Source organism: Ensifer sp. Root142 (genome assembly GCF_001426785.1).
In the GTDB taxonomy this organism is placed as follows: Bacteria; Pseudomonadota; Alphaproteobacteria; order Rhizobiales; family Rhizobiaceae; genus Ensifer; species Ensifer canadensis.
Map to the genome: position 1 here is coordinate 85,045 of NZ_LMFK01000003.1, position 21,761 is coordinate 106,805.

The following is a 21,761-nucleotide window of genomic DNA, read 5'->3' on the forward strand; positions in this document are numbered from 1 at the left end:
ACTATTCGATATCGTCGCCGGGGACGATATCGCCATCGGCAGATTCGGCTGTGGCCGGAGCTACGCTCTCGGCCTCTTCCTCCTCGACGGCGCGAATGCGCACGTCGGTGATCTTGGCGCCCGGGAAACGGGCGAGGATGGCAGCCACATCCGGATCCTGGCGCGCATCGCTGACACGCTTTTCCTGGGCCTGCTGTTCGGCTTCGATCATGGTCGGCTCGCCGGGGTCACGGCTGTAGCTGACGATCCAGTGAATGCCGGTCCATTCCTTGAGCTTGACGGCGAGTTCGCCGAGCAGCGTCTTCGGCGCATCATCCGGGACGTTGACGTCAAGCCGGCCGGGCTCGATGCGCACCAGCCGCACGAAGCCGCGCACCAGCGTCTTCAGCTTGATGTCTTTATTCTTGGCGCAGAGGTCGGCGATGTCGCTGACCGAATTGACCGGCACCGACGGCTGAGCCTTTGCTGAAGGCGCGGCTGCCGGCCGCTCCTCGGTGTGTCCGACGCTGATCGGCTGCGGGCTGACATCGGGAACCGCGCGCAACATCGTCGCGCCGTTGCCGGTCGGCCGTCCCATCGATGTCGACTGGGCCGCCTGCGCCTGCACGGGCGCGCCGACTGACGCCAGCATGCCGCCGCCACTTCCACCACCGGGCGCCGGACGGACGCTGCCATTGTCGCTGCCGGACAGTTCGAGCACGCGTCTCGCCGCGTCTTCGGGCGACGGAAGATGGGCCGCATGGGCAAGCCGGATCAGCACCATTTCGGCAGCACCGGCCGGGCGCGACGAACTTTCGGCTTCAGGAATGCCCTTCAGCAGCATCTGCCAGATGCGCGACAGCGTGCTGACGGCGACATTGCCGGCAAACTCCGCTCCGCGCGTCCGCTCGATCTCGCTCAGGGACTGATCGCTGGCCGCATCCGGCACGTATTTCAGCCGGGTGACGAGATGGGTGAAATCGGCAAGGTCGGTCAGAACCACCGTCGGGTTGGCGCCGGCCTCGTATTGTGCCGAAAATTCTGCGAGGGCTGCGGCAACGTCGCCCCTGACGATATGTTCGAACAGATCGACGATGCGGGCGCGATCGGCAAGTCCGAGCATCGAACGCACCGTCTCGACCTCGACGGAACCGCCGCCATGGGCGATCGCCTGATCGAGCAGCGACAGGCCGTCACGGGCAGAGCCTTCGGCCGCACGCGCGACCATCGCCAGCGCTTCGGGATCGAAGGAAACGCCTTCCTTGCCGAGAATGGTCGAAAACAGGCCGACGAGGTCGGAGCCGCTGATGCGCCGAAGATCGAACCGCTGACAGCGCGACAGCACCGTGATCGGAACCTTGCGGATTTCGGTGGTGGCGAAGATGAACTTCACATGTTCCGGCGGCTCTTCCAGCGTCTTCAACAGACCGTTGAAGGCCTGCGTCGACAGCATGTGCACTTCGTCGATGATGTAGACTTTGTAGCGCGCCGAAACCGGGCGGTAGCGCACCTGCTCGATGATCTCTCTGATATCGTCGATGCCGGTATGGGAAGCGGCGTCCATCTCGATGACATCGACATGGCGGCCGTCCATGATCGCCTGGCAATGCTCGCCGAGAGCACGCAGGTCGATCGTCGGCCGATCGATTTCGGGTGTCTTGTAGTTCAGCGCACGGGCGAGAATGCGGGCGGTGGTGGTCTTGCCGACCCCGCGCACGCCGGTCAGCATATAGGCTTGAGCGATGCGGCCGGTTTCGAACGCGTTGGTCAGCGTGCGCACCATCGGCTCCTGGCCGACCATCAGGTCGGAGAAATCCTTGGGGCGATACTTGCGCGCCAGAACGCGGTAGGCGGCTGGTTTCTGTTCGGATGAAATGGACGTTTCGTCGCTCATCGACCCTGCCGCTGCTTGAACTCGTGTCCCGACAGGACGGATTTACGGCACCGCGCGTCGCATGGGATGCGTCTGGACGCCGCAACATTCTGTGATGCTGCCTGATTGCTGAGAGCTATCTCGATCTCAGCAATCAGGCAGGTGGGAGGCTGGCACGATGACCCGTGCCGGGCTCGTTAGGGCTGCTTCCTTCCGGACCTGACCCGGTTGGCGAGTGGCTCGTCCACCACCAACCTCCCGGCTCCCATATCGGCAATATCGCAACCAAATGCAAGCCAAGCCATCAAAAAACTGATATCGATATGCAAAACAAGGCGAATCCGCTCCCGGCACAAGGAGACCTTCTTGACGACATTCACCCTTGACGAGCGGCTTGAACGCGACGGCATCCCGATCGCCTCGATCGGCCTCTGCCAGATGCGCCTGATGAACGATCGCCGCTGGCCCTGGCTGGTCCTCATTCCCCAACGCGGGGACATTTCCGAGATCTTCGATCTCACGCCGCTCGACCAGACGATGCTGACTTTCGAAACCAATATGGTGGCGACCGCCTTGAAAAAGGTCACCGGTGCCGAGAAGATCAATATCGGCGCGCTCGGCAACATCGTCCGGCAGCTCCATGTGCATATCATCGCCCGCAGTGACGGCGACCCGAACTGGCCCGGACCCGTCTGGGGCTTCGGCAAGTCGGAGCCTTGGGGCGAGCAAGACCATCAGGCATTTGCAGCCCGCATTCTGGAAAATCTCTGAACATGACGAAATCGATCTTTGACCTTCGAAGCCCTCATCCGGAGCCGAGCACTCTCGTCGCCTTTTCCGAGAACCACCTGGATCGCCAGTCCGAGCACCGGGCCGACGACTGCATCGAAGTCGCGCTCAAACATCCGGGCGCCCATTTCCTCGCCTTTTCCGGACCGAAGCTGATCGTCAAACACGACGAGAAGATCATCGACCCGCTGTTTGCACCCTATGAGCTCGACGGGCTTGAGCCGGTGCTCGACGACACCATCCTGCTCGGCTACCTGCCGAACGGCGAGCCGCGGCTCGCCGTGCCGACCGGCCTTACCGAAGACAACATGGCCGAGCCGTTCAAGATCGCCGACGGACGCACGCTCTACCGCCAGCAGATGCTGCCGGAAGAACTTCTCGGCCAGTTCGCCCAAGGCTCGAGCCTCATCACATGGAACGCCAACAACCGCTTCTGCGGCCGTTGCGCCGGGCCGATGGAAGGCAAGGCCGGTGGCTATCGCCGCGTCTGCACAGCCTGCGGCCATATGGTTTTCCCGCGCACCGATCCCGTCGTCATCATGCTGACCATCGATCTGGAGCGTGATCTCTGCCTGCTCGGCCGCAGCCCGCATTTCACGGCCGGAATGTATTCGTGCCTCGCCGGCTTCGTCGAGCCGGGCGAAACCATCGAAAACGCCGTGCGCCGCGAAACCCACGAGGAATCCGGCATCCACATCGGCCGCGTGCGCTACCACGCCTCGCAGCCGTGGCCGCTGCCGCACTCGCTGATGATCGGCTGCTATGCCGAGGCGAAATCGACGGCGATCAAGCGCGACGAACAGGAGCTCGAGGATGTCCGCTGGTTCACCCGCGCCGAAACGGCAGCAATGCTGGAACGCACGACCGGCGTGGCCGATACCGGCGACGAGCATATTCCGCCGCCGAAGGGCGCCATTGCCCACCGGCTGATGCGCGACTGGCTGGCCTGGGACGAGCACGGCTGAGCACAGACCTGCCGATACGAGGAGACTTAAGGTGTCCCGCTCCGAACGGCTTCTCGACCTGCTGCAGGTTCTCAGACGCTACCGCCAGCCCGTCAGCGGACGGCGTCTGGCGGAGGAGACCGGCGTCAGCCTCAGAACGCTCTACCGCGATATCGCCAGCCTGCAGGCGCAGGGCGCCCATATCGAAGGCGAGCCGGGGCTCGGCTACATCCTGAAACCCGGCTTCATGCTGCCGCCAATGATGTTCTCGCAGGAGGAGATCGAGGCGCTGGTGCTCGGCTCACGCTGGGTGGCAAAACGCGCCGACACCCATCTGGCGGCGGCCGCCGCCGATGCGCTCGCCAAGATCGCCGCGGTGCTGCCGGCGGATCTGCGCGACGAGCTCGACGCCTCGACACTGCTCGTCGGGCCAAGCCCGCCGGTGGCCGACGGCATCGACATTGCATTGTTGCGCAAGGCGATACGCCACGAGCGCAAGCTCGACCTCGTCTATATCGACAACGACGGCAGCGAGACCCGCCGCACGGTCTGGCCGTTTGCCCTCGGCTTCTTCGAGAATGTTCGAGTTCTGGTTGCCTGGTGCGAGCTGCGCCAGGGCTTCAGGCATTTCCGGACCGACCGCATCAGGCAGGCTGACATGAGCGAGAGCCGCTATGCGCGCCGGCGGCAGGTGTTGCTTCGGGAATGGCGCACGACGCAGAATATTGCTGCGCCTGAAGGCAGGCGGGTCGGTTCGGCATAAGGCATAAAAACCGGAAATCGATGCTGACAGAAATTGGCAGTGGTGCGCGCTAATCTGCAACTCCCAAACAAGGAGACGGATTATGGCCAAGGCAAATCTCACTATTCTCTATGTCGAAGATCCGCTCGCAAGCGTCGAATTCTATCGCAAGCTGCTCGGCAAGGAGCCGCTCGTCTCCTTCCCGACCTTTTCGTCCTTCGAGCTGCAGGGCGGCTTCGTGCTCGGGCTTTGGGCACAGGATAAGGTGGCGCCACCACCGCCGTCGAAGACCGGCAGCCGCTCGGAATTGGCATTCATGGTGGAAAATGAGGAGGCGGTTCGCGCGCACTATGAAAAATGGAAGGACGCTGGCCTGCCGATTGCGCAGGAACTGACGAAGATGGATTTCGGACCGACCTTCGTGGCGCTTGACCCGGATGGACACCGCCTGCGCGTGTGCCTTTTTGACGAGTAGCGCCAGTTTGACGCGCGGCGCTGTAGTGCATTGCGCGTATCCCGCCAGCTTGGGTGGCGGGATACGGCGAATTGTGCTGATTAGCGGCCGTAAACGGCGGCCTGGATCTGCGAACGGGAAATACCGATATCGCTCAGGGCGTGGTCATCCAGCGAATTCAGCTCGCGGATCGCACGGCGCATTTTTGCATATTCAACGATCTTCTGACGGATCTTCATTTTTAACACTCCATATGTGAACGAGTGTCAAATAGGCATTTGCACATTGTTTAGGTACCGCCGCGATTGCAGATTAGGCATGCACCAGACGCGTAGCGAGTTAACGCATTGGTAAGCCTGATCTGCAGTGCGGCCGGAGCCGCCAGAGCGTCTCCGGTTTAGACGGGTCGTAGAAACGCTCTGTCTCTGAGATGCTTAAAGCACACCACGCATCGGATGCGCCTTGTAGGTGCCGAGAATGCGGACCTTCTCCGAGAAGAAGCGCAGCTCCTCCATCGCATGGCGCACCGACGTGTCGTCCGGATGACCTTCGATGTCGGCGTAGAACTGCGTGGCCACGAACTTGCCGCCGAGCTGGTAGCTCTCGAGCTTCGTCATGTTGATGCCGTTGGTGGCAAAGCCGCCCATCGCCTTGTAGAGCGCGGCCGGAATGTTGCGCACGTTGAACACAAAGGTGGTGATGATCAGTTCGTCATCGGCGCTGCGGGAGAGCATCTGCTCGTCACGCGACAGCACGACGAAGCGAGTCACGTTGCTTTCGGTGTCCTCGACATTTTCGGCAACGATCTCGAGGCCGTAGAGGTCGGCGGCAAGCCGCGGCGCGAGCGCCGCCATCGAGCGATCACCCTGCTCCGACACCAGCTTGGCGGCTCCTGCGGTATCGCCGGCAACCACCGGCTTCCAGCCATTGGCGCGCACGATCTTGCGGCACTGACCGAGCGCATGGATGTGGCTGTGAACGGTGCGGATTTCGTCGCGCGTCACGCCCGGCAGCACCATCAGCTGGAAGCGGATCGGCATGAAATATTCGCCGACGATATGCAGCCGCGATTCGGGTAGCAGGTGGTGGATGTCGGCAACACGGCCGGCGATGGTGTTTTCGATCGGGATCATCGCGAGATCCGCCTCGCCATTCTCGACCGCCACGAAGGCGTCTTCGAAGGTCTGGCAGGGAAGCGGCTCCATCGACGGAAACATGTCGCGGCAGGCCATGTCGGAATTGGCGCCGTAATCGCCCTGGAAGGAGATCCTGTTGGTCTTCGTGGTCACACTGTCTTCCTTCTCAGGCTTTTTCGGAAAGGATGCGGCGGGCTTTTTCGAGCTCGACCGGAGTGTCGACGCCGAGCGGTACGGTGTCGACGATTTCGACATCGATGCGCATGCCAGCTTCAAGCGCGCGCAATTGCTCAAGCGATTCGCGCTTTTCCAGCGTCGACGGCTTCAGAGCGACGAATTTTTCGAGCGCCTGGCGGCGGTAGGCATAAAGCCCGATGTGGTGGTAGAGCGGGCCCTGTCCGTAGGGCGCGGTCGCGCGGGTAAAATAGAGAGCGCGCAGGCGCGTCGCCGACAGCGGCGAGCCGACGATCTTGACGATGTTGGGGCTCTTCTTCTCTTCCTCGTCGGTGATCGCCACCGTCAAGGTGGCGATATCGGTCGAGGCATTTTCGACAAGCGGCCTCAGCGAGGCACGGATAGGAGCCGGCTCGATCGTCGGCAGATCGCCCTGCACGTTGATGACGAACTGCGCCTCACTGTCCGGATCGGCCTTCGACAGCGCCTCATAGATCCGGTCGGAACCGGACTGATGGTCGACCCGCGTCATGATCGCCTCGAAACCGGCGTCGCGCACGACATCGAAAACACGCGGGTCGTCGACGGCGACGACGACCCGTCCGACATCGGCTTCCGCCGCGCGCTTGGCAACCTGGACGATCATCGGCAGGCCGCAGATATCGGCGAGCGGCTTGCCCGGCAGACGCGTGGAGGCCATGCGCGCCGGAATGAGCACGATGGCTTTGCCTGAATTTTCGCGATTCATGATGTGGCCTTCAAAAACCCCGCCCAAAGTGTCAAAAAGTCTCAGTTGGGGGCCCATAATCTCTGTTGCAACGCAGAGCCAAAAGACATAGGTTCCGCGCGATTTCAAGATGGGCCGGGTTTTTGTTTACGCCGGTGGCAAAGGGAGCGTTTGCAGATGAACTCATATGTGAACATGGGCGTGGGTGCCTTTCTGGGTACGGTTTTCGTTCTGATGTCCGTATCCATTGCGTCGGAAGGCATTTTCCATTCCGAGGCTCCCGAGAAGGAAGGCTTCGCGATCGTTGCCGAAGAAGGCACGGCCGAAGCTGGCGGCGGCGCCCAGGAAGCGGCTGAAGTCGACATCAAGCCCTTGCTCCTCAAGGCAGACGCTGCAGCCGGCGGAACCGTGTTCAAGAAATGCGCAAGCTGTCACACCGTGGATAAGGGAGGAGCCAACAAGGTCGGCCCCAACCTGTGGGGTGTCGTCAACCGCCCGATCGCCTCGCACGAAGGTTTCAGCTACTCGGCTGGCATGAAGACCTTCTCCGAAGGCAGCAAGGTCGTCTGGGACTACGACCACCTCAGCTTCTTCATCGAAGCGCCGAAGAAGCACGTTCCGGGCACCGCTATGGGCTTTGCCGGCGTGAAGAAGCCTGACGAACGCGCCAACCTGATCGCATATCTCCGCGAACAGGCCGATGCTCCGGCCGCTCTCCCGGATGCAGCGGCCGCAGAAGCTGCTCCGGCTGCCGCTACCGAAGGTGCTGCCGAGAAGCCGGCCGAAGCGCCCGCAACGGAAGCCAAGCCGGCCGAAGGCCAGGCTGCGCCGGCTCAATAAGCCCCAAGCTCCGTTACGATCGAATTTCGCAAAGCCCGGCCATCGCGCCGGGCTTTTTGCTGTCTTCACCGGACCCGCCGGTCACATCAGGATGTAGGCCCAGACCGAAACGCTGGCGACACCCAGCGCTGTGGTCAGCGTGATGGTCGAGGACGCCAGCGCATGGCCGACGTTGAAATGATTGGCGATCAGCCATGCGTTGACGCCGGTCGGCACCGCCGAGGTCAGCACAAGCGCGGTCGTCCAGTTGTCGTTGAGGCCGAGCAGGTGGCAGGCGGCAAAGACGACGCCCGGCAGAACCACAAGCTTCAACAGGCTCGTCACCGTCGCCAGCCCGAGATTGCCGACAAGACCATATTTGTCGAGCGCCATGCCGATCGAAACCAGCGCCGCCGGCGCGGCAATGGCGGCAAGCTGATCGACGACGCTCTTGACCGGACCGTCGAGCGGCTGGCCAAGCAGATGGAAAGCGGCACCGAAGGCAAGGCCTATGACCAGCGGATTGCGCAGCAGGTTGCGGGCAACGCCGCCCAGGAGCTTCAGCGGGCTTTGGCCCGGCTTGCCGCTTACCCTGCGTTCGGCGCGCTCCATCAGCACGGTGCCCGCGATCATCATCACCGGCAGGTGCACCGACAGCAGGATCGACAGCGCGACGATCCCCTCCTCGCCGACGATGCGCGAGACCAGCGGCAAGCCGATGAAGACGGTGTTGGCGAAGGCCGAGGAAACACCGGCCAGCACGCCCATGCGCGCATCGCGGCCAAAGGCGAGCGTCGCCGCCAGATGGCCGATGGTCCAGGTGACGGCGACGCCTGAGAAATAGGCAACCCAGAGCGGCCAGGGCGAGCCGTCCTTGAAATCCGCCTCGGCGATTGTGCGAAACAGGAGAACAGGCACCGCGACGCGGAAAACGAAATCACCGAGCGCGTCGCCAACGGTCGGTTTCAGGTAGCCGAGCCTGACGATCAGCCAACCGGTGAGGATCAGGATGAAGATGGGCAGAACATTCTGGAAAATATCGGACATGCGTGAGCCTTGGGAACGGTCCGATAGAGATAGACCCGTTCCGGCGACCGCCGCAAGGTTGCAGGACCGGATCCACGCCCCTGACGAAGCCGTCGACCAAGGTAAAAAAGACCGGAACATTCGCTTGTCCGGGGCGTTCCCGAACAGCAGTGGGAAAACGACCATGCCAACAGAAAAGCCCATCTACTCCCATAAGGACGACGATCCTCATCTGAAGGATGACGATCTGGCGGGCAAGGTTCTGCGCTTCATCCGCTACGCCACCTTCGTCGACACCACCGATATCTCAGTGATCGTGCTCGGCGAAATGGTCGTGCTGTCGGGCCAGGTCCCAAGCGATTCCGATGTTGCCTGCGCCGGCGACGCGGCGAGATCGGTAATCGGCGTCACCAGCGTCGAGAACCGCCTGACGGTGAAGCCGGGCAAACATTCATGATCTGCTTGCTTGACCGCAAGCGGTTGTTGTTGGCAGCTTGGGCTGGTAAATGGACACGGCGCCAACCACAACGCGCGCGATTTCCTATGGAGACCGGAATGGGGACGCCTGAGTCAGCAACCAAGTAAGCCGCAACAACACTCCCAATCGTTGTTGCGGCGTCTGTCCGGTCATTTCACACTACCGATAAGAAGGCAGAGCGCCGCTGAATGTCATTCATTTGAGCGGATGTTCAATCGTGCCCAATCATAAATCATCAACCTGGAACTATTCAGTGCCGGCAGCGCTGTTGCTGATGGCCCCCTTCGACATTCTCGCCTCCCTGGCGATGGATATCTATCTGCCGGTCGTGCCTGTCATGCCGGGCATTCTCGCCACGACGCCAGCGATCATCCAGCTGACGTTAAGCCTCTACATGACCATTCTCGGCGTCGGCCAGATCGTCTTCGGGCCCATCTCCGATCGCATCGGTCGGCGTCCGGTCGTCATCTGTGGGGCGCTGCTGTTTGCGGTCGCATCGCTGCTGATGGCCGCCACCGTGTCGGCCCCCGCCTTCCTCGCCCTTCGCCTGCTGCAGGCGATCGGCGCCTCGGCAGCGCTCGTTGCCACCTTTGCCACTGTCCGCGATGTCTATGCAGACCGGCCCGAAGGCGTGACCATCTACGGCCTCTTCAGCGCGATGCTCGCCTTCGTGCCGGCCCTCGGCCCGATCGCCGGCGCGCTGCTTGCCGATCGCTTCGGCTGGCGGGCGATCTTCCTGGCACTCGGCCTACTCGCCATCGCGGCCATGGCGAATGCGATACCGCGATGGCGGGAAACCAGGCCAACCGGCACCGAAGGCGAGAGAAGATCCTTCGGCCCGATCCTGCGCAACGGAGCGTTCTGGACCTACACGCTCGGCTTCAGCGCCGCGATGGGCTCGTTCTTCGTGTTCTTCTCGACAGCACCACGCGTGCTCATCGATCGAGCTGATTATTCCGAACTCGCCTTCAGCCTGGTCTTTGCGACGGCGGCCCTTGTGATGATCGTCACGACCCGTTTTGCCAAACGCTTCGTGGCGCTCTGGGGCATCACCGGCAGCCTTGCCCGCGGGATGGCGCTGCTCATCCTCGGCGCGGTGCTGCTCGTCGTCGGCCAGAGCGTCGCCGCACCGTCGTTCTGGACCTTCATCCTGCCGATGTGGGTCATCGCCGTCGGCATCGTCTTCACCGGTTCGGTCACCCCCAATGGAGCCCTCCAGGCTTTCGGCCATGTGGCAGGAACGGCGGTCGCGCTCTACTTCTGCATTCAGAGCCTGATTGTCGGGGTGCTCGGCACCCTGGCTGTGGTTCTGCTTGGTGGAGATACCGCATTTCCATTAGCCGGCTATTCAATGACAATGGCGATCGTCACGCTGGTCGCGCTCGGTGTGCTGGCGAGGCAACGCCCGGCGGAAGCCTGATCCGATGAACCTGCCACAGGGCGTATCGACCATCTCGGCACGCCCTGCGGCACCCCTTGTTTACCCCCCGACAGCGCTGGCAAAGCGAATGCGAGTACAAGGCGTGCACATCGACAACGATTGCCTCTTGACCTCGCCCCAGGGGCAAGCCTCACAGTCAGATCCATGAGCGAATCTTATCTCCTTGCGGGCCGTTTTGGCGCCGCCACACGACTGTCACCAAAGGCGCTGCGGCTTTATGCCGAGCAGGGCCTGCTGGTGCCCGCCTATACCGATCCGACGACGGGCTATCGCTACTATGCGCCGGAGCAGGCCGCCCGGGCACGGCTTATCGCGCGCCTTCGACGCCTTGGCCTGTCGGTGGCGCGCGTCGCGCAATTGGTGGAACTGGATGCGCAGAGCCGCCTTATCGAATTGCGGTCCTGGCTGGACGCTCAAAACGAGCGGCTGAGCGAGCAGACCGAGCTGGTGGTGGCGATCGCGCGGCAGACGGACGGCGGTGATGCCGACCTAATCTCGGCGATTGCCGTACGCGAGGTGGCAGCCTGCAAGCTGATCTCCTGCCAACGTCAGCTCGATATCGAGGCGCTTGATGCATTCCTGGCAACCGCCCAGGCGGAGATCCGTGGTTACCTGCGCCATTGCGGGATTGCCAGCGACGGCGCCATGACCGTGCATTTCCATGAAACCGTTAGCCGCGACAGCGAGGGACTGGTGGAAGTCGCCATCGCCTATGAAGGCGGCATCGAGCCGGTCGACGACCTGCGCATCCGCCTTCAGGCCGCGCGGCGAGAGGTCTTTCTGCCGGTGCCGGCGGCTTGTGAAAACTTCCCGCTGATCTTGCGCGTCTACGACGCCATCGAAACCTGGCTGGATGCGCGAACCGACATCAACAGCAGCGGCAGCCCCTACGAACTACCCCGGCAGCAACGGCGCGTCCTTCGATGTCGCCTACCCCATAATGTTTCCGTCTTAGGCGGAATCAGAACCACTCTATCTCTTTGTTTTATCCGCATTTCCTGACGGAAGACCGCTCCGTACTTTTCCTGGAAATGCTCTAACAGGACAGACGATCATGATGCATTTCGCCTATACGGGCTCCGGCCCCTATTGCTACGCCAACTCTTTCGCAATGATGTTCGGCGCGCAGGCCCCCTCCACCGCGGTGATCGAATTTGCCACCAGCAGTCCGTTCGGCATGCAACTGCTCGGCGGCACCCTGCCGTTCTTCGACCCCTATGGCTGGGATCCGGAAGCCGGCTCTGAAGGCGCGCTTGCGGCGCTCGGCTGGACATCGACGCTCAGCAAGGGCGGCGATGCGGACGACGCGCTTTCCCGCCTGCGCGCAGCCCTCAAGGACGGACCGGTCTGGATCGGCCCCATCGAGATGGGGCATCTGCGCCACCAGCCGGGCATGAACGGACCGATCGACGCCGACCATTACGTCGTGGTGCTCGACATGGACGAGGACAGCGTGCTGATGCACGACCCGCAGGGCTACCCCTATGCGCGCCTGCCGCTCGCCAACTTCATGGCCGCCTGGCGCGCAGACACGCTGAGTTATGGTGACGCCTACACCATGCGGACCGACTTTGTCCGTATCGCCGAGATATCGGAAATCGAGACGATACGGGCGTCGATCCCGGCCGCCATCCACTGGCTGTCGATGGAGACGGACCTGCCCGTTCCTCCCGGAACCCTCGGCAATGCCGAAGCAGCCGAAACGCTCGCCGCGCGCGTCGCGACCGGTTGCGACAAGAACTTGCGCGCGCATCTGGTCCACTTCGCCATCCGGACCGGCGCCCGCCGCGCGGCCGACGCGGCCGCCTGCCTCGCACGGGCGGGTTACAACGAGGCGGCCCGCATTGCCGATGAACAGGCACGGCTCATCGGAGCGCTGCAGTATCCGCTGGTGGTGCGCAAGGACGCAGTCGCGGCGGCCACCTTGCGGGCACTCGCCCCGACCTATGACCGGATGAAGACCGCGCTGGAGCACGGTTGCTGATCTGCGATCGACCGCCGCTCGGGCCGTCGGCGCGGCCGGAGCGGCGGGACACGCGGTTATACGAGCAGTTCGGAAAAACTGCTTGCCCGTTCCGCGTTCTCACGCTTGAGCGGTTCGTAGTGCAGGCCGACCACGCCATTCTCGTAGGTGTCCGTGCCCATCAGCCGCAGATCATATCTGTCGGGAAGCTCATCGAACCAGGCGGCACCCGGGGACGTGACGGGATAGACGAAGAAGTGGAAGATATCGACGAGGCCGAGACCGATGACCGTCTGGGCCAGGCTGGCGCCGCCGGAAAGGTGAATATCGCCACCGGCGCGCGCCTTCAGATCCAGGAGATAGGCTGCCAGCAATTCGTCATCGTGGGCAACGACCTGCTCGACATTGTTCCATTCGGTCAGCGTCTGGCGTCCCGAGCGCGAGAAGACCAGTTTGCGATAGTCGTGCATCCTCCGCGCCATCTTGCGGTTGGTTTCGGTTCCCACGTCCTCCGACAGGGCGCCCGGCCAGTAGGATGCCATTTCCTCGTAGGTCACGCGGCCGACGAGTACGGTGTCATAGGTGGCGTAGAGCCGGTCGATCGCCCGATATTGGTCGTCGCCGACGCTACCGAGCCAGGCCAGCGGATCGTCGAGGCGACCGTTGAGCGTCGTCATCATCTGCAGGACAATCTTGCGCATGTCGACCTCCTCTACTGGGTTCTGCCCTCCACGAGCCGGGCAAGCTGCGCGATGACCGTGCCCCAGCCATCGTGAAAACCCATCTCCTCGTGCATGTTTCGGTCGGCGTTGCTCTTGTGCATGACGTGGGCGGCATAGTCCGTGCCCTCAGGATGATCCTTGAGTGTGATGATCGCCGTCATGAAAGGGTTTTCGGCCGGGCGCCACCCCGCGACCAGCGAATTGGTAAAGACAATGCGCTGGATGTCGTCGACCGCCAGAAAGCACGCATCCAGATGCGGCGTGAACGCACCGCCGCCTTCGCTGATCCTTGTGACGAAGGCGCACGCCCGGCCGCAGGTCCATATCGACCACCTGGCATCTGGCCGGCGCCGGAACCCACCATTGCTCGAAGCTGGCGGGATCGGTCCATGCATTCCAGATCGTCGGCCGCGGCGCCTTGATCAGGCGCGATATCGTCAGGTCGAGATCGGGGTTGTGAGATCGGATCATGTCATTTCTCCTTGTTCTCAGCTGATATCACGAACTGTTCAAGCCGATCGGTGCGGCCTTCCCAAAGGGCGCGCTGCTCCGACATCCACGCTTCGATGGCGGCAAACCGGCTCTTCTCGATGGTGCAGGTGCGCACCCGGCCCTGCTTCTCGGTGCGGATCAGGCCGCTGCCTTCGAGAAAATGGATGTGTTTCATGAACGACGGTAGCGCCATGTCGAACGGCTCTGCCAGATCGCTGATGCTGGCTGGCCCTCGACCGAGCCTCGCCAGCACGGAGCGCCTCGTGGGGTCGGCCAGGGCCTGAAAAATTCCGTCCAAAGGGCTCGAATACTGTTCCATAAGGCTAAGTATCATGACGAAACACTTAGCGCAACGGCTAACTGTTTGCCCTCCGCCGGCGACGCACCAACACCCGCGCAAGCTCCGCGCACATCAATGATCTGGGTCAGCGCACAAGGTTGCGACTAGCGACGGCTGAGTACGATGAAAAATTAACCCTTGGTGAAGAAATGGCGGACAGAGAGGGATTCGAACCCTCGATACGCTTTCACGTATACACGCGTTCCAGGCGTGCGCCTTCAACCACTCGGCCACCTGTCCATCCGTCAACAGCCGATGGTCATGCGGCTGGATGGGAAGGGCGAGGCCCTTCGTGTCATCCGGCGCGAACCGGCGGACGGGCGGGATATATACCGATGATTTGCGCGGGATCAACTGCTTTCTGACAGATTGTTGACATCTTATGAAACTTGGCAGCGAACGGCTGCCATTGCGCTTGTCGAACACGGGGCCTATCTCTTGCGGCAGAGTTGTTCGGCGCCTCCTTTCGAAGGCCGCCGGAACGTTGCACCATCCCGGATTGCCACGTTCTCCCCTCGCGCCGGCTTTGCCCTCAAGCAGGGGAACTGATGCCGTAAGACGGGAGCGACGGTTCGATCTGGGGCGATAGAGTTTGAGAAATGAGGGACCGATGCGCTTCGTGCTGCGACTGGCGAGCTTTGTGGTGCTGCTTGCGGCCGTCCTTGCGGGGGCTGTCGATGCCATCCAGTCCGTCGCAGCCTCCGAGCTGGTGATGACGTCGCTCGGCGACGATCTCGAAGCGCTTGGCCCCGACACCGCTAGCTGGGTGCTGTTCGCGCAGCGGACGGATACCGGGCCGATCCTCTGGCACACGGTGCTGCACTGGTTCTTTACGCAGCCGGCGTTTGCGGTGCTCGCCCTTCTCGCCCTCCTCCTGTGGATGGCCGGATACAAGAAGCGGCCGGCGGCCGGCCGTTTCGCTGCCTGATCATCGCGGGGTGCTCATCCCGCGTCGACCGACAAGGAGTTTCGTGATGTTCCTGATCGACATGTTCAACAAGAAGACCATCATGCCCGACGCGCAGACGGCACTGCGCGGGCGCGAGGACGCCATTCCGACCGCCGCCACGCATTTCGTCTCGGGACACCCGCTGAAGGGCCCCTACCCGGAAGGCATGGAAAAGATCCTGCTCGGCATGGGATGCTTCTGGGGCGCGGAGCGGCTGCTCTGGAATAAGCCGGGCGTGTATGTCACCGCGGCCGGCTATTCCGGCGGCATGACGCCGAACCCGACCTACCAGGAAACCACCACGGGACTGACCGGCCACACCGAGGTGGTGCTGGTGGTCTACGATCCGGAGGTGGTTCCGTTGTCGAGCCTGCTCAAGACCTTTTTCGAGGAACACGACCCGACCCAGGGCATGCGTCAGGGCAACGATATCGGCACGACCTATCGCTCCGCCATCTATGTCTATGACGACGCGCAGCTGAAGGAAGCGAAGGCCGCGCGCGATGCCTTCCAGGCGGCGCTGAAGAGATCGGGCCACACCGGCAAGATCACCACCGAGATCGCGAAGGCCGGCCCGTTGTATTTTGCCGAGGACTACCACCAGCAGTATCTGGCGAAGAACCCTGTTGGTTATTGCGCCCTGCGTGGCACCGGCGTCAGCTGCCCGATCGGCGCCTAGGGCCTATCGCGATCAGCGGGATCCGCCTGCTGCGTTTCAGGCTTTCGCTTTTGCGCATGTCGCGCACAACCCACTGTATACTCTTGCGCGATATGCTCTTGGCCTTTTACATGCTGCTGGTGTCCACCCCCCGCGCTAAAAGGTCAAGCGAACCGGCATTTTAACCCTGCTTGTGAATGCCGGTCGACATTTTTACCATCCGAAAAATTTTGAGTGTTTTTTTGCCGTGACCGTGCAAGGATGCGGCCACCCTAGCCCCCACGAGAGGGGTGGGTTCCGCAGACAGGTTCCATCCGGGGCCCGCGGGAGGACCCGATAAAGATCAATAGCGACAACAGGGCTGCACGATGAAAAAAACCATTCTCGGTCTCTTTGCCTTTTCCATGATGTCCGCGACGGCTCTGGCCGCCGACATCAAGCCGGCCATCATTTACGATCTGGGCGGCAAGTTCGACAAATCGTTCAACGAAGCCGCTTATAACGGCGCCGAAAAGTTCAAAACCGAATCGGGCGTCGAATACCGCGAATTCGAAATCGCCAACGATGCACAGCGCGAGCAGGCCCTGCGCCGCTTCGCCAGCGACGGCAACAACCCGATCGTCATGGCCGGCTTCAACTGGGCGGCACCGCTCGAAAAGATTGCCGGCGAATATCCGGACACCAAGTTCGCGATCATCGACATGGTGCTCGACAAGCCGAACGTGAAGTCGATCGTGTTCAAGGAACAGGAAGGCTCCTACCTCGTCGGCGTGCTCGCTGGTCTCGCTTCGAAGTCGAAGACCGTCAGCTTCGTCGGTGGCATGGACGTGCCGCTCATCCACAAGTTCGCCTGCGGCTATGTCGGCGGCGCGAAGTCGACCGGCGCTGACGTGAAGGTTCTCGAAGCCTACACCGGCACGACACCGGACGCCTGGAACGACCCGGTCAAGGGCGGCGAAATTGCCAAGTCGCAGATGGACCAGGGTTCGGACGTGGTCTACCACGCAGCCGGCGGCACGGGCGTTGGCGTCCTGCAGGCCGCTGCAGATGCCGGAAAGCTCGGCATCGGCGTCGACTCCAACCAGAACGGACTGCAGCCGGGCAAGGTTCTGACCTCGATGCTGAAGCGCGTCGACGTCGCCGTCTACGAAGCCTTCACTGCTGCCAAGAACGACAAGTTCGAGTTCGGCATCTCCAATCTCGGCCTCAAGGAAGATGGCGTCGGCTACTCGCTCGACGACAACAACAAGGCTCTGATCACCCCGGAAATGCTCGATGCGGTCGAGAAGGTGAAAGCCGAGATCATCGCCGGCAAGGTCCAGGTGCACGACTACATGAGCGACGAAGCCTGCCCCTACTAAGGGCTTCCGCCTGAAAATGAGAAAGGCCGCCGTTCGCTAGAACCGGCGGCCTTTTTATTTCCCTGTCCTGCGGAGCCATTGAGCCGCGCCATCTCCCTGGCTTTGCGCATTTCCTGACGCAAAGCCGCTTCGCACTTTTCCTGGAAAAGCTCTAGTAATGCGGCGGCCGGGTGATCGGAGGCGCATCGATCGATTGCTCCTCGAGGCTGAGGAAGCGTTCCGTCAGCCGGTCGAGCTTTGCTCGGGTCTGTTCGACCACTTTCCATTGCTCGGCAAGTTGGTCGGAAAGCTCTTCGATCGTCTTGGCCTGGTGAGCCACCGTCTCTTCAAGGCGGGTGACCCGGTCTTCGGCGTTGTTCATTTCAGCTGCTCCGTCCTGTCGCGGCCATCCCGGCGGGCGACGCCTGCAGCGCCGTACGTCTTCAGACGCACAAAGGTCGCTGTATCACTCTGAATAGCTGCATGTCGGTATTCCTAAATCGAACAAGATTAAGGAAACATGCAGCGGGGGATTTGCCGGCAGATTGGCCAGCGGATGTCCGCTGTCAAGCAGATTGCGTCTCAGGGCCTGGCCGTGGCCCCTCGCGTCAGCGAAAATCCCGGATCGCTTGCCGACAGCCTCTTGTGCAGGTGCACCATCATGCCGGCGGCAAAGAGCGGCGTCAGCAGGTTGAGCAGCGGTACGGCGAGAAACGCCGCAAGGATCAACCCGGCCAGGAACACGGTCGAGCGGTGCTTGGCGCGGAAAAGCCGCGCCTCCGCCGGCGACCGGTAGCGCATGGCGGCAAACTCGAAGAACTCCCGCCCCAGCAGGTAACCGTTGACGAGGAAGAAGGCGATCAGGTTGACGCCGGGCACGAGCAGCAGGAACAGCGCCAATATGTTGCCGAGAATGACGACGCCGAGGAACTTGGCGGAGCCGGCAATCGCCTCTCCGAGCGGCAAGGGCCTGCCCGCCGGCTCGCTCGGATAGTCGCGCGCCTCGACCACGTCCGCGACATCGTCAAGGAAGAAGCCGGCGATCAGCGCCGTCACCGGCGCTAGCAGCAGGGCCAGGGCCAGCGCCAGCCCGAGGCTCGCGAAGATGCCGAGCACGAAGGTGAGCCAACCCGCCCAGGCGGGCGTGCCAGGCATCAACGCATCGAGCCATGGCAAAGCAAGCCAGATGAAGAGTTCGCGCAGGCCGAACCACAGTGCTGCGAGCGCCAGAAGCGTCAGGCCGAGCACTTTCCAGAACACCGAACGGGTCTCCGGTGCAAAGAGATTGGCAAAAGAAAGCCGCGCCGCGTCCAATATCATCAAATCTCTCCAGTGCCGGGCAGGGTTCGATGAGGCATGTAGGCAAACGCCTTCGTATCGACAAGGCAGGACGGCCGGCATCATCTGCTTTCGGCAAAATTCCTGCGGCGAAGACGGACGAACCATGGCAAACGCCACGGGGAGCGATATGGTAGAGCTTGTTGCACAAAACTGTGCAGGGGTTTTGCGCGACATGCGCAAGAACAACGACTTAATGCGCAGTCAGCGAATCCTGGAGATCGCGACACGCTTTAGATCAAAAGCCTGCCCACGCGGGCCAACGGAAGGACGAGCTGCCGCTGGCGGCAGGCGGACAAGGGGAGACCATGACCAGACAGAAAACGCTCGCCGGGCTTTCGGTACTCGTCCAGGAAGGCAAGCTCGACCCGGTCACGCTTGCAGAGCAAACACTTGCCGGCATCGCGGCGCACGGCGATCAGTCGATCTTTGTCGGCATCACCCGCGAACGCGCGCTTAAGGAGGCCTCGGCGGCCTCCGCCCGGCTTCGTGCGGGCCGATCGCTCGGCCTGCTCGATGGTCTTCCGGTCGCCTGGAAGGATCTCTTCGACGTCAAGGGCAGCGTGACGACCGCGGGTTCCGCGGTCCTGCGGGACACCCCGCCTGCTGGCAGTGACGCCGCCGTGGTCGGCGCGGTTGCCGGTGCCGGCATGGTCAGCGTCGGGCGAACCAACATGAGCGAATTCGCCTTCTCCGGCCTCGGCATCAATCCGCATTACGGCACGCCGCACAACCCGGCCTCGACCGATGTCGAGCGCATCCCCGGCGGCTCCTCGTCGGGCGCGGCGGCGGCGGTCGCGGCCGGTCTCGTGCCCGCGGCAATCGGTACCGATACTGGCGGCTCCGTCCGAATCCCGGCGGCCATGACCGGCATCATCGGCTACAAAGCGACGCGCGGCCGCTATTCGATGAAGGGCGTCTTCCCGCTCGCCGAAAGCCTCGATTCGCTCGGGCCTCTCTGTCATACGGTGCAGGATGCGGTCTGGCTCGACGCCGCCATGCATGGACTGACCGCACCGGTGGTTCGCCGCGGCGAGATCGCCGGCCTCTCGATCGTCATCCCCGAAACCATCGTCTTCGACGAGGCGGAAAACGAAGTCGTCGAAGCCTTCGAGGATGCGGTCAAGCGGCTGGAAAAGGCCGGCGCCACGGTCACCCGCCGCGCCTTTCCGACGTTCAAGGCGGTGTTCGATCTGATGGCGCGCCACGGCGCGCTCGTCACCGCCGAAGCCTTCGCACTTCACCGGGAGCGCCTGGCAGGCTCCGAGGCCGAACGCATCGATCCGCGTGTCGTCGCGCGCACCAGGCTCGGCGAGAAGATCACCATGCCTGACTATATCGCGCTTCTCGATGCGCGCGACCAGCTGATCCATGAAACGGTCGAGAGCCTGAAGCCGGGCGAACTCATCGTCCATCCGACATTGCCGCATGTCGCGCCGCCGTTGGCGCCGTTGCTGGCCGACGACGAGCTGTTCTTCAAGACCAACGCCACGACGCTGCGCAACACGCTCATCGGCAACTTCCTCGATTTCTGCGGCATCTCGATCCCCTGCGGCACCGGTGCCGGCGAAATGCCCGTGGGCCTGCAGTTGGCTGCACCGCACCATCAGGACGACCGGTTGCTCTCGATCGCACTTGCCGCCGAAGCCGTGATCCGGGGAGAGGCATGATCGTCTGTTTCGATATCGGCGGATCGGCGATCAAGGGGGCGATCGTGCATTCGCGCGAACGGATCTTTCCGCTGCCGCGCCGCACGACGCCGCTCAACAATTTCCGCCAGTTCGTCCAAACGCTCGAATCCGTGCTCGACGAAGCCGGCGGCCACCCGGAATGCGTGGCGATCTCGATTACCGGCGTCATCGACCCGGAGACGCGCCGGATCAAATGCGCCAACATCCCCTGCATCGACGGCCGCGAACTGGTGGCCGAGCTCGAGCGCGAGCTGCACCTGCCGATCAAGATCGCCAATGACGCCGACTGTTTCGCCCTTGCCGAAGCGGGCGCCGGCGCCGGCCGGGGTCACCGCATCGTCTTCGGGGCGATCCTCGGCACCGGTGTCGGCGGCGGCTTGGTGGTCGACGGCCAGTTGATCAACGCCGACGGCGGCTTTGCCGGCGAATGGGGACATGGACCGGCACTTGCCGCGGAAGCGGGTGAACCGCCGATCGCCATCCCCGCCTATGCCTGCGGCTGCGGCCAGCGGCGCTGCGTCGACACGGTCGGCGGCGCGCGCGGGCTCGAACGACTGCACGACACCGTGCACGGCAAGACCATGTCGAGCCATGAGATCATCGAGGCGTGGCTCAAGGGCGACACGGAAGCGAAACGCACCGTCGAGATTCTTGTCGATCTCGTCAGCTCACCGCTGGCGCTCGTCATCAACACCACGGGAGCGACGATCGTACCTGTCGGCGGCGGTCTTTCCAACGTTGAACCGCTGCTTGAGGGGATCGATCTGGCGGTTCGTAGCCGGATTCTGCGGCAGTTCAAACGGCCGCTCGTCGTGCGCGGCGAGTGTCAGGTCGAGCCCGGCCTGATCGGCGCAGCCCTGCTCGGCCTTGGAGGAGAAAAGGCATGAATGGCATCGGACTTGAGGTTTGCGTCGACGACGCCGACGGGCTTGCCGCGGCGATCGAGGGCGGGGCGGACCGGATCGAACTCTGCGCAGCACTTTCCGTCGGCGGGCTGACGCCGACCGCCGGGTTGATGGCACTCGCCGGGCCGCCACGGGTACCCGTCTATGTCATGGTCCGGCCGCGGCCGGGCGACTTCGTCTTTGGCGCCGCCGATCTCGACATGATGCGCCGCGATATCGATGCGGTGCGCGATGCCGGACTTGCCGGCGTCGTTCTCGGTGCGTCGCTTACCGATGGCCAGCTCGATGCGCCCATGCTCCGAAAACTGACGGGCCATGCCGCAGGCCTCGGCCTCACCTTGCACCGCGCCTTCGACCTGGTGCCAGATTTCAAGGACGCAATCGAACTTGCGGTTGAACTCGGCTTTGAGCGGATCCTGACATCCGGAGGCGCGAGGAGCGCGCCACAGGCCATCGAGAAGCTGGCGGAGCTTGTCGAGCTGGCAGGTGGGCGGCTTTCGATCATGCCTGGTTCCGGCGTGACGCTTGAAACCGTCGATGCGCTGCTTGCCCGACTGCCCGTCACGGAAGTGCATTCATCCTGCTCGATCCGTGAGCCGGCTCATGATCGGCGACTGGTCGAGATGGGCTTCGTGACCGAGGATCGGCGCCGCACGGATGTGGCGACCGTTCAGGCGATGAAAGCGCGGCTTTCGGCGGGGTAGGACGTTCGCGCGTCGGATCTTCGCCACGCTTTCAGTTCACGCTAAAGAAAGGCCCGACGATCACTCCGATCGTCGGG

At 62.8% G+C, this 21,761-nt stretch carries 24 protein-coding genes, 1 tRNA gene, 1 other RNA gene and 1 pseudogene; 15 read left to right on the top strand and 12 right to left on the bottom strand.

Translation table 11 applies throughout. From position 1 onward, the window contains the following. Position 1: 1 nt before the first annotated feature. Together ASD52_RS06830 and ffs are read right to left on the bottom strand one after the other, a co-directional pair. On the bottom strand, positions 2-1,873 hold the full coding sequence (locus tag ASD52_RS06830) for a DNA polymerase III subunit gamma/tau (protein ID WP_025425479.1): 1,872 nt from the start codon (positions 1,871-1,873) through the stop codon (positions 2-4). 141 nt (positions 1,874-2,014) lie between these two features. Continuing rightward, an RNA gene (gene ffs, locus ASD52_RS36585) (signal recognition particle sRNA small type) lies at positions 2,015-2,111 on the bottom strand. Positions 2,112-2,218: 107 nt separating this feature from the next. On the opposite strand from ffs, the gene ASD52_RS06835 reads away from it, so the two are divergent. The 4 genes from ASD52_RS06835 (at position 2,219) to ASD52_RS06850 (ending at position 4,802) form a co-directional block, all read left to right on the top strand. After that, positions 2,219-2,623, top strand: coding sequence for an HIT family protein (locus ASD52_RS06835; RefSeq protein ID WP_025425478.1), 405 nt, complete (start codon positions 2,219-2,221; stop codon positions 2,621-2,623). Positions 2,624-2,625: 2 nt separating this feature from the next. Further along, the gene (nudC, locus tag ASD52_RS06840; RefSeq protein ID WP_025425477.1) at positions 2,626-3,606 is read left to right on the top strand and encodes an NAD(+) diphosphatase; all 981 of its coding nucleotides are present in this window, start codon (positions 2,626-2,628) and stop codon (positions 3,604-3,606) included. Positions 3,607-3,637: 31 nt separating this feature from the next. Beyond that, a complete protein-coding gene (locus ASD52_RS06845) occupies positions 3,638-4,348 on the top strand; it encodes a YafY family protein (protein ID WP_025425476.1) in 711 nt (236 codons plus the stop codon). An 82-nt stretch (positions 4,349-4,430) separates the two neighbouring features. Continuing rightward, a complete protein-coding gene (locus ASD52_RS06850; RefSeq protein ID WP_025425475.1) occupies positions 4,431-4,802 on the top strand; it encodes a VOC family protein in 372 nt (123 codons plus the stop codon). Between the two features lie 80 nt (positions 4,803-4,882). Here ASD52_RS06850 and ASD52_RS36995 read toward each other — a convergent pair whose 3' ends face one another. The 3 genes from ASD52_RS36995 to ASD52_RS06860 all read right to left on the bottom strand — a co-directional run bounded on the left by ASD52_RS36995 (position 4,883) and on the right by ASD52_RS06860 (position 6,839). Continuing rightward, positions 4,883-5,020: a DUF1127 domain-containing protein gene (locus ASD52_RS36995; RefSeq protein WP_065784874.1), complete on the bottom strand. Its 138-nt coding sequence runs from the start codon at positions 5,018-5,020 to the stop codon at positions 4,883-4,885. Positions 5,021-5,215: 195 nt separating this feature from the next. Beyond that, entirely contained in the window at positions 5,216-6,070 is an 855-nt protein-coding gene (locus ASD52_RS06855) for a prephenate dehydratase (RefSeq protein ID WP_025425474.1), read from the bottom strand. A gap of 13 nt (positions 6,071-6,083) precedes the next feature. Continuing rightward, the gene (locus ASD52_RS06860) at positions 6,084-6,839 is read right to left on the bottom strand and encodes a 3-deoxy-manno-octulosonate cytidylyltransferase (protein WP_025425473.1); all 756 of its coding nucleotides are present in this window, start codon (positions 6,837-6,839) and stop codon (positions 6,084-6,086) included. Positions 6,840-6,995: 156 nt separating this feature from the next. On the opposite strand from ASD52_RS06860, the gene ASD52_RS06865 reads away from it, so the two are divergent. After that, on the top strand, positions 6,996-7,658 hold the full coding sequence (locus ASD52_RS06865) for a cytochrome c family protein (RefSeq protein WP_038575793.1): 663 nt from the start codon (positions 6,996-6,998) through the stop codon (positions 7,656-7,658). Positions 7,659-7,739: 81 nt separating this feature from the next. Here ASD52_RS06865 and ASD52_RS06870 read toward each other — a convergent pair whose 3' ends face one another. Beyond that, positions 7,740-8,684: an AEC family transporter gene (locus ASD52_RS06870; protein ID WP_025425472.1), complete on the bottom strand. Its 945-nt coding sequence runs from the start codon at positions 8,682-8,684 to the stop codon at positions 7,740-7,742. A 163-nt stretch (positions 8,685-8,847) separates the two neighbouring features. Here ASD52_RS06870 and ASD52_RS06875 point away from each other — a divergent pair, with 163 nt between their 5' ends. The 4 genes from ASD52_RS06875 (at position 8,848) to ASD52_RS06890 (ending at position 12,566) form a co-directional block, all read left to right on the top strand. After that, complete coding sequence (locus ASD52_RS06875) at positions 8,848-9,120, top strand: BON domain-containing protein (protein WP_025425471.1); 273 nt, start codon at positions 8,848-8,850, stop codon at positions 9,118-9,120. Positions 9,121-9,358: 238 nt separating this feature from the next. Then, positions 9,359-10,561 (top strand): CmlA/FloR family chloramphenicol efflux MFS transporter, encoded by a 1,203-nt coding sequence (gene cml, locus ASD52_RS06880; protein ID WP_057204370.1) that lies wholly within the window; start codon positions 9,359-9,361, stop codon positions 10,559-10,561. A gap of 165 nt (positions 10,562-10,726) precedes the next feature. Beyond that, positions 10,727-11,584: a MerR family transcriptional regulator gene (locus ASD52_RS06885; RefSeq protein WP_200954007.1), complete on the top strand. Its 858-nt coding sequence runs from the start codon at positions 10,727-10,729 to the stop codon at positions 11,582-11,584. A 52-nt stretch (positions 11,585-11,636) separates the two neighbouring features. Then, positions 11,637-12,566, top strand: a complete 930-nt coding sequence (locus ASD52_RS06890) for a hypothetical protein (protein ID WP_025425468.1) — start codon at positions 11,637-11,639, stop codon at positions 12,564-12,566. A 56-nt stretch (positions 12,567-12,622) separates the two neighbouring features. Here ASD52_RS06890 and ASD52_RS06895 read toward each other — a convergent pair whose 3' ends face one another. The 4 genes and pseudogenes from ASD52_RS06895 to ASD52_RS06910 form a co-directional block, all read right to left on the bottom strand. After that, positions 12,623-13,246, bottom strand: a complete 624-nt coding sequence (locus ASD52_RS06895; protein WP_025425467.1) for a dihydrofolate reductase family protein — start codon at positions 13,244-13,246, stop codon at positions 12,623-12,625. Between the two features lie 11 nt (positions 13,247-13,257). After that, positions 13,258-13,738: pseudogene (locus ASD52_RS06900) on the bottom strand (SRPBCC family protein). A 1-nt stretch (position 13,739) separates the two neighbouring features. Continuing rightward, positions 13,740-14,078 carry a metalloregulator ArsR/SmtB family transcription factor gene (locus ASD52_RS06905; protein ID WP_038576608.1) on the bottom strand — a complete coding sequence of 113 codons (339 nt, stop codon included), beginning with the start codon at positions 14,076-14,078 and terminating at the stop codon, positions 13,740-13,742. Positions 14,079-14,249: 171 nt separating this feature from the next. Then, positions 14,250-14,339: transfer RNA gene (locus ASD52_RS06910), tRNA-Ser, on the bottom strand. Between the two features lie 370 nt (positions 14,340-14,709). Here ASD52_RS06910 and ASD52_RS06915 point away from each other — a divergent pair. The 3 genes from ASD52_RS06915 (at position 14,710) to ASD52_RS06925 (ending at position 17,067) form a co-directional block, all read left to right on the top strand. Continuing rightward, positions 14,710-15,027 (top strand): hypothetical protein, encoded by a 318-nt coding sequence (locus ASD52_RS06915; protein ID WP_025425464.1) that lies wholly within the window; start codon positions 14,710-14,712, stop codon positions 15,025-15,027. A gap of 46 nt (positions 15,028-15,073) precedes the next feature. Beyond that, entirely contained in the window at positions 15,074-15,727 is a 654-nt protein-coding gene (gene msrA / locus ASD52_RS06920; protein ID WP_025425463.1) for a peptide-methionine (S)-S-oxide reductase MsrA, read from the top strand. 347 nt (positions 15,728-16,074) lie between these two features. Further along, positions 16,075-17,067 carry a BMP family ABC transporter substrate-binding protein gene (locus ASD52_RS06925; RefSeq protein WP_025425462.1) on the top strand — a complete coding sequence of 331 codons (993 nt, stop codon included), beginning with the start codon at positions 16,075-16,077 and terminating at the stop codon, positions 17,065-17,067. Between the two features lie 151 nt (positions 17,068-17,218). Here ASD52_RS06925 and ASD52_RS06930 read toward each other — a convergent pair whose 3' ends face one another. Together ASD52_RS06930 and ASD52_RS06935 are read right to left on the bottom strand one after the other, a co-directional pair. Then, positions 17,219-17,428 (bottom strand): SlyX family protein, encoded by a 210-nt coding sequence (locus ASD52_RS06930; RefSeq protein ID WP_025425461.1) that lies wholly within the window; start codon positions 17,426-17,428, stop codon positions 17,219-17,221. A 200-nt stretch (positions 17,429-17,628) separates the two neighbouring features. After that, entirely contained in the window at positions 17,629-18,366 is a 738-nt protein-coding gene (locus tag ASD52_RS06935; protein WP_057204371.1) for a sulfate transporter family protein, read from the bottom strand. Between the two features lie 326 nt (positions 18,367-18,692). Between ASD52_RS06935 and ASD52_RS06940 the strand changes: the two genes are divergently transcribed. The 3 genes from ASD52_RS06940 to ASD52_RS06950 are packed head-to-tail and all read left to right on the top strand — an operon-like array spanning position 18,693 to position 21,684. Continuing rightward, positions 18,693-20,054, top strand: a complete 1,362-nt coding sequence (locus tag ASD52_RS06940) for an amidase (protein WP_057204374.1) — start codon at positions 18,693-18,695, stop codon at positions 20,052-20,054. Continuing rightward, positions 20,051-20,962, top strand: a complete 912-nt coding sequence (locus tag ASD52_RS06945; protein WP_025425458.1) for an ROK family protein — start codon at positions 20,051-20,053, stop codon at positions 20,960-20,962. Before ASD52_RS06940 ends, ASD52_RS06945 begins: the two co-directional genes overlap by 4 nt. After that, the gene (locus ASD52_RS06950; protein ID WP_057204376.1) at positions 20,959-21,684 is read left to right on the top strand and encodes a copper homeostasis protein CutC; all 726 of its coding nucleotides are present in this window, start codon (positions 20,959-20,961) and stop codon (positions 21,682-21,684) included. Before ASD52_RS06945 ends, ASD52_RS06950 begins: the two co-directional genes overlap by 4 nt. Positions 21,685-21,761: the final 77 nt, after the last annotated feature.